Here is a 7,345-nt window from a genome sequence, read left to right on the forward strand (position 1 = left end):
ATTAATCCTTAGGATTTGTAAAATAATTTATAATTGTAAGTGCATCTTTTTCATTTAAAACATTTTGAAGCTCTTCAATAGATGCATTTTTAATTTTTTCAAATTCACCAAAATATAAAAGAAGTTTTTTGATTTTTGCTTCTCCTATTCCTTTGATTTGAAGTAAAGATATTTGTTTATCTTGGGTTCTTTTTTGTTTTTTATGAAAATTGATTACAAATCTATGGGCTTCGTCACGTTGTCTTTGTACAAACTGTAATCTTTTATCACTAGTTGATAGTTTGAAATTTTTAAATTCGCCATTTCTATTTCTATAATGAATAATATCTTTTGCAGCGCCCTTTGCTCTGTGAGCTTTTGCATCAACTTTCTCTTTTGCAATGGCAATTATATCAAGATTTACACCAACTGATTGAACAATATCATAGGCCAGTTTTAAAAGTGTTTCGCCCCCATCTAATATCCATAAATCAGGTGCTGGATTTTTCTCAAAACTTTCAACTCTTCTTATTAGCATCTCTCTCATTTGAGAGTATTCATCTTTTGATTCTAAATTGTAGTGTCTAAAAGCTTTTTTATCAAAGGCATTTAACTCTTCGCTCCATACGACCATAGCTCCCACTGTTGCTTGTCCCATCATATGAGAGTTATCGAAGCTTTCTATTAGATATGGAAGAGTTTGTAAGTTAAATAACTCTTTTAACTCTTCATATATAGTTGTCTGATTTTTACTAGAATCAATTCTTAAAAGCTCTTCGCAGTTATTAATAGCTATTTGAACAATATCTTTTTTCTTATCTTTTTTAGGATTTAGAACTTTTATTTTCTTGTTAAATCTTGCTTGTAAAAAATCTTCTAACTCAATAATCTCTTCATCTTCAAGTTCAATAGCAAGTAATACTTCTTTTGGTAAAAGAGGAATTTCATTATCATAATAGTTAATAATAGCTCTTTTATAAGCTTCATTATAGTCAAAATCAAAACTCTCATCAAAGTTATTCACTTTTAGAAAATCATGTGAAGAGGATGCTAGTTTCCCATCTCTTAAGAACATTCGCACAACTACTGCTTTTTTATTTGAAGCTGTTATTGCAAAAATATCTATATCTTCATTTGTAGCTAAATCTATTCCTGATTTGATTTGAGATTTTTCTATGGTTTTTATTCTATCTCTTAAATTCATGGCCTCTTCAAATCTGAAATCATTTGAATATTGAATCATTCTTTCATTTAGTTTTGTAATTAGTTTTGATTTATTATAAATATATTCAAGGGCATTTTCTACTATTTTTGAATACTCTTCTTTTGAGATTTTATTTTCACATGGAGCATAGCATTTTTGTATTTGATGGAATAAACATGCCGTTTTTCCTTTTACACATGATTTTTTTTGAACCAATGGAACTATTTCATAAATGCTATCAAGCATATCTTTAGCACCCGTTGAATATGGCCCAAAGTATTTGATATTTTTTCCTTTGTGAATTTTTCTAGTGATTTCAAGTCTTGGAAAATCTTCATTATAATCAATTACAATATATGGATATGTTTTATCATCTCTTAATAAAATATTGTATTTTGGTTTTAGTTGTTTGATCAAAGAGTTTTCTAAAATCAAAGCATCATGTTCATTTGGTACTACTATCCATTCACAACTTACAACTTCAGAAATCATTTTATAAATTCTAGGACCTAATTTATCAGCAGGTAGTAGTTTTGGAGTAAATTTAAAGTATGATTTAACTCTATTTTTTAGTACTTTTGCTTTTCCAATATATAATAAATGTCCATCTTTATCAAAGTATTGATAAACACCTGCATCATCGGGAAGTTGTTTAAGTTTTTCTAGTAGATTCATTTTTGGATTGTATCAAAAAAGCTTTTAATCTAATATGATATTTTCAAAATTTACATCTAATATGCTAGTAAAAATAAGATTTAGATTAAGTGCTTATTCGCTATTATTAATACTAAACATTAAGATAATTTATTTACAAAAGGATAATAGTGTCGATAAGAAAGAAAATATTAGGCTTACTACTTATTGTATGTACTTTTTCAATTTTATTTATAATTTTTATTCCATCTTTTTATTCAAATAATACAGCTGGTAAATTTGAGAAAGAAATAGATATAAATTTACAATTTTTAGAAAAAGAAGAAAATCCAATAGTACTAATATTCTTCGGTTATGTAGGATGTACAGAAGTTTGCACTCCAGCTTTACATCAACTTGATGAAATTTTTAAAAAAATAGATTCAAAAAATGTATCTTTATATTTTATAAATCTATTAACAAGTGCTGATCCACAAAGTGTTGATGATTTTGCAAAATCATTTAATCCAGTCTTTAAAGGTGTTTATTTAAATCAAAAAGAGATTGATACAGTAATAACAAAATTAAATGTTATGTCTGTACCTTCACTTTTAGATAAAAATGTTATTGATCATTCGGCTTTTTTACATCTATTTATAAAAGAAAATGATGTTTATAAACAAAAATATATTTATACTACTAGTCCTTTTGACATAGACTATATTTCAAAAGATATTACTAGAATCCAAGGAGAATTAAAATGATAGAGACTTTATTGCCTTTTTTAGATAAAAAATTATCTAGTGAATTAAAAGAAAAATTAGTACAAGATTTTAAAAAAACTGATAAGTTTATGTTAATAATCTCATTTGTAAGTTTTTTAGTTGTTTCAGGTTTAAGTTCTATAAGTTATGGAACTTATATTTTTGGTTTGATTTCAGGTGGTTTAGTATTTTTATTGACGTTTGTTGGATATAAGTTTTTTTGCGGAACTATTATTTCAAGAACAATTTTTGGTGTTGCATTTATGATTTATCCAGCAATTATGATTGCTCAAAATTTGGGATTCATAGAAATGCATTTTGGATTTTTTATATTAGTTGCAGCACTTGCAAGTTATAAAGATATAACTGCATTATTAGCAGCAACTGTAACAGCTGCTACATATCATCTTCTATTTACATATTTACAGTTAAATAATGTATCAATTAATGGAATGGAAATTATTATTTTTAATCATGGTTGTTCTTGGGAAGTTTCACTATTGCATATTGCATTTTTTGCTGTTGAAGCTGTAATATTATTATTTGCTATTTCATCTGCAGTTAGACAATATATAATTGCAAATAAATTACAGATTGAATCTGAAAAATCTTATGAACTTTTAACACAAGAAAATAAAAATAATCAAGTAGTTATTTCATCTACAATTGAAATTGCAAATAAAGTAATTTCAGGAGATTTATCTCAAAGAGTTCAAGGTGAAACTTCAAATGAGAATATAAAAGCATTAAAAGATATTATCAATAATATGATTTCAAATTTAGAAGAAAAAATTGCAAAAGATATAAATGTGATTATTAAGGTATTAAATGAATTTTCAAATCAAAATTTTTGCGGAAGAATTGATGACAAGGGACAAATCTCTCATAATCTAAACAATCTTGCAAATACTATTACTGAGATACTAAGTGAAAATAAATCAAATGGTTTAACACTACAAAAAAGTTCAAATATCTTAGTGGAAAATGTAAATATATTAAATGTAAATTCAAATGAATCAGCAGCATCTTTAGAAGAAACAGCTGCTGCAATTGAGCAAATCACTGGAAATATTAGAAGTAATACTGAAAATATAAAAAAGATGTCTATATTTGCAAATGAACTTACAAACTCTGCAAATGAGGGTGAAAAACTAGCAAATGCAACAAATAGTGCAATGGATGAAATTAACACACAAGTTTCAAATATAAATGAAGCTATTACAGTAATTGATCAAATTGCATTCCAAACAAATATTCTTTCTTTAAATGCAGCTGTTGAAGCGGCAACTGCTGGTGAAGCAGGACGAGGATTTGCTGTTGTTGCGGCCGAAGTGCGAAATCTAGCAGCAAGAAGTGCCGAAGCTGCAAATGAAATTAAAGCTTTAGTTGGAAATGCTAATGTAAAAGCAAATGAAGGTAAAAAAATTGCTGATTCTATGATTAAGGGATATAGTTCTTTAAATGAAAATATTACTAAAACAAGTGAATTAATAGAAACAGTTACAATGGCTTCAAATGAACAGTTATCAGGAATAGAGCAAATAAATGATGCAGTTAATCAACTAGATCAAAAAACACAACAAAATGTATCTGTAGCTAATTTTACAAATGATGCCGCAAGTCAAATATCTTTTATCGCACAAACAATTTTAAATAGTGCAAATAGCAAAGAATTTAATGGTAAAGATTCTATCAAAGAAAAAATTATCAACAATAATAATGTTTTTAATAAGCTTGAAGCTAGAGCTTCTAGTAGTAAAAAACAAGAACAAAATAAACCTTTGAAAGTAGAAGAAAAAAAAGTGGTTTCATCAAGTAAAGAAAATGATGAATGGGAGAGTTTTTAACTCTTCCTAGCCAAAAATTACACTCTTATTTCTCCCTGTATTTTTTGCTTCATATAAAGCTTTATCAGCTCTTATAATAATAGAATCTAAATCATCATCTTTTGCTCTTAATTGACTAATTCCCATACTTATACTTGTTCTTATTTCAATTTTATCATTTTTATATATTAAAGATTCAATATGAACTCTTATTTTTTCAGCTAATGCATAAGCATTTTGTTCATTTGTATTATTAAGTAATATAACAAACTCTTCACCACCAATTCGAGCTAAAATATCTGATTTCCTAATATATTTATTCATATTATTAGCAATTAATTTTAATATTTCATCACCAATATTATGTCCATATGTATCATTAATATTTTTAAAAAAATCAATATCTATACATACAATAGATAAATCGCTATTTTCTCTTTTTGCAATGTGCAAGGATTTTAAACCTATTTCGAAAAAATATCTTCTATTTGCAATATTTGTTAAATAATCTTTTGTTGAAATTTCTAGTAGTTTTTTATTTGCATCGCTTAATTCTTTTGTTCTTTTATTTACTTTTTTTTCAAGTGTATTATTTAATTTCACAATACTTTTTTCCCTAGAATAAATAGAGTTTATTGTAAAAATAATTATAAAAATAAAAACAATGGCAGTAATAATAGTAATAGTATATAAAAAGTTAGTTTTTGACTGAAGAATTTCCATGTTTTTAACATAGCTATCTATTGGAACACTAACTCTAAGGCCTCCTATTATATCTCCTACTTTATAATTTTGATGTGCATGACATTCTAAACAAGAGGGCTCTACTTTTAAAGAACCAAGGAGGTTATACATATCTTTTTCTATATTTGTATAAAATTTCTTTTCTTTATTTTTTTCTAAATCATTTAATGCTTTTTGCTCAAATTCATCTGGAATATTGATTGGATTAATTGGATCTAAACTTGTTATTTTGAAATAATATCTTTCTGCTTTATTAGACATTTCAGATAATTGTCTAGTCATCCATGCTGGATTAATTTTAATTAGAAGTTCATTATCTTTAGTATAAGTATGATTATTTTCTAAATATGGATTAGGTTCTATTCCTTCGTGAGATTTTACATAAACAGCACCATGATCAGAACTCCATTGTCTCATAGTTACTATATTATTAAATAACGTTGATGATTGTTGAAATAATATGTTTTTTGAAATCACTTGATATTCATTTTTTGTATCATTTGTGTATTTGATTATAAAACTTGTAAATGAAATAACTAACAATATAATGAGAGATATTAGTAGATTTTTATTTTTCATAGGAATCTTTTTTATTATTTAATAATTTTAAAAAAAGAGTATATCAGAAAAAAAACTTATTTTACTTAGGCTTATGAGTATTTTTTATATAAAAGGTAATATTATTTAAATTTTAATAATAAATCTAAAATTATAAATAATATTTACCTGAAGACTTTATTTTAAAAGTGCTTTAATATCATTTTCAATAGATTCAGGAGTAGTCGCACTTCCATATCTATCAACAATAACACCATTTTTATCAACTAAAAACTTAGTGAAATTCCATTTTATATTTTCTGTTCCTAAAATACCTTTTTGATTTGATTTTAAAAATTTATATAAAGGAGCTTCATTTTCCCCATTCACATCTATTTTTGCAAACATATCAAATTTTACTTCATATGTTAAAGAACAAAACTCTTTAATTTTTTCATTTGATTCAGGTTCTTGATTCGCAAATTGATTTGAAGGAAATCCTAAAACCATAAAATCCTCATTTTTATATTTTTCAAAAAGATTTTCCAATCCTTCATATTGACCCGTAAATCCACATTTACTAGCAACGTTTACTATTAAAAGAACTTTTCCCTTGTACTTTGACATTGAAATTTCTTCACCATCTATTGTTTTTACATTAAAATCGTAGATACTCATATTTTTTTCCTTTGCGATAACTGAAGTTAAAATTAGCATAATTAAAAGTAATATTTTCTTAGTCATTTCACTCCTTTCGTAATTAATTTTAAATATTTTTTATCTTATCTTATTTTATGTTTAATTTGTAATGGATAGATGCTTGTTTATAAAAAAATTAAAGAGATAATTTAAGAAAAATATTCCTAAATTAAATAAATAATTAAGAAAATTGTATCAAACTAGTAAAAAAATAGCTAGAATATAATTTAGAGAAAGTATATATGAAGAGGTTAATATGATAAAAAATATGAATGTTAGTTCTAAACTGGGTTTAGGATTTGGTATATTAATAATATTAGTAGTTTTACTTGGAATAATTTCAATTCAAAAGATGTCTAGTGTAAATCATCAATCAATGGAAATAACAGAAAACTGGATGCCTAGTTTAAAAGTAATAGAAGAAATAAATACAGGTACATCAGATTTTCGTATAGCGCAATATGATCATATTTTAGCTCAAACTCCAGAAGGTATTCAAAAAGCTGAAAAAGATATGGAAAATGAATTGTCTGATATTAATGAAGATCGAGCAGCTTATGAAAAACTTATTTCTTCTCCTGAAGAAAAGGCACTATATGTAGAATTTTCTAGTAAATTTGAACATTATCTTGAAATAAACAAAGAATTAATTGCTGTATCAAGAGAAAACAAAACAGTTGAAGCTGAAAAAATAATGCTAAAAACTAAAAAAGAATTTATAGAAATTTCTGATATTTTATCAAAATTAGTGCAAATAAATGTAGATGGTGGTAATAAGGCAAATACAGATGGTGATGAAATATATAATAATGCAAAAATATTACTTATCTCTATGATTATAATTTGTATTATATTATCTGTAATAATAGCTTTATTTATTACTAACTCAACTTTCGCACATAAAACCTAATTGTTTTTTAGTGTAAACTCTGAGCATATGAATGATTTGTTCTAAATCT

At 25.4% G+C, this 7,345-nt stretch carries 6 protein-coding genes; 3 read left to right on the forward strand and 3 right to left on the reverse strand.

Going from position 1 to position 7,345, the window contains the following annotated elements:
• Window position 1: 1 nt before the first annotated feature.
• A complete protein-coding gene (uvrC, locus tag ABVS04_RS11210) occupies window positions 2-1,858 on the reverse strand; it encodes an excinuclease ABC subunit UvrC (RefSeq protein WP_368030817.1) in 1,857 nt (618 codons plus the stop codon).
• Between the two features lie 149 nt (window positions 1,859-2,007).
• Here uvrC and ABVS04_RS11215 point away from each other — a divergent pair, with 149 nt between their 5' ends.
• Window positions 2,008-2,580, forward strand: coding sequence for an SCO family protein (locus ABVS04_RS11215; RefSeq protein WP_368030818.1), 573 nt, complete (start codon window positions 2,008-2,010; stop codon window positions 2,578-2,580).
• On the forward strand, window positions 2,577-4,427 hold the full coding sequence (locus ABVS04_RS11220) for a methyl-accepting chemotaxis protein (RefSeq protein WP_368030819.1): 1,851 nt from the start codon (window positions 2,577-2,579) through the stop codon (window positions 4,425-4,427). The genes ABVS04_RS11215 and ABVS04_RS11220 overlap by 4 nt, the downstream gene beginning before the upstream one ends.
• 6 nt (window positions 4,428-4,433) lie before the next feature.
• Here ABVS04_RS11220 and ABVS04_RS11225 read toward each other — a convergent pair whose 3' ends face one another.
• Window positions 4,434-5,729: a diguanylate cyclase gene (locus ABVS04_RS11225; protein WP_368030820.1), complete on the reverse strand. Its 1,296-nt coding sequence runs from the start codon at window positions 5,727-5,729 to the stop codon at window positions 4,434-4,436.
• Between the two features lie 156 nt (window positions 5,730-5,885).
• Entirely contained in the window at window positions 5,886-6,365 is a 480-nt protein-coding gene (locus tag ABVS04_RS11230; RefSeq protein ID WP_368030823.1) for a glutathione peroxidase, read from the reverse strand.
• A 277-nt stretch (window positions 6,366-6,642) separates the two neighbouring features.
• Here ABVS04_RS11230 and ABVS04_RS11235 point away from each other — a divergent pair, with 277 nt between their 5' ends.
• Window positions 6,643-7,296, forward strand: coding sequence for an MCP four helix bundle domain-containing protein (locus ABVS04_RS11235; RefSeq protein WP_368030821.1), 654 nt, complete (start codon window positions 6,643-6,645; stop codon window positions 7,294-7,296).
• Window positions 7,297-7,345 lie beyond the last annotated feature (49 nt).

It is taken from the genome of Arcobacter sp. s6 (assembly GCF_040884245.1).
GTDB lineage: Bacteria > Campylobacterota > Campylobacteria > Campylobacterales > Arcobacteraceae > Aliarcobacter.

Bases quoted from the DNA above. Each gene is read 5' to 3' on its own strand.
- ABVS04_RS11220 (WP_368030819.1), top strand. From the start codon at position 2,577: ATGATAGAGACTTTATTGCCTTTTTTAGATAAAAAATTATCTAGTGAA.
- ABVS04_RS11235 (WP_368030821.1), top strand. From the start codon at position 6,643: ATGATAAAAAATATGAATGTTAGTTCTAAACTGGGTTTAGGATTTGGT.
- uvrC (WP_368030817.1), bottom strand. From the start codon at position 1,858: ATGAATCTACTAGAAAAACTTAAACAACTTCCCGATGATGCAGGTGTT.
- ABVS04_RS11225 (WP_368030820.1), bottom strand. From the start codon at position 5,729: ATGAAAAATAAAAATCTACTAATATCTCTCATTATATTGTTAGTTATT.
- ABVS04_RS11230 (WP_368030823.1), bottom strand. From the start codon at position 6,365: ATGAGTATCTACGATTTTAATGTAAAAACAATAGATGGTGAAGAAATT.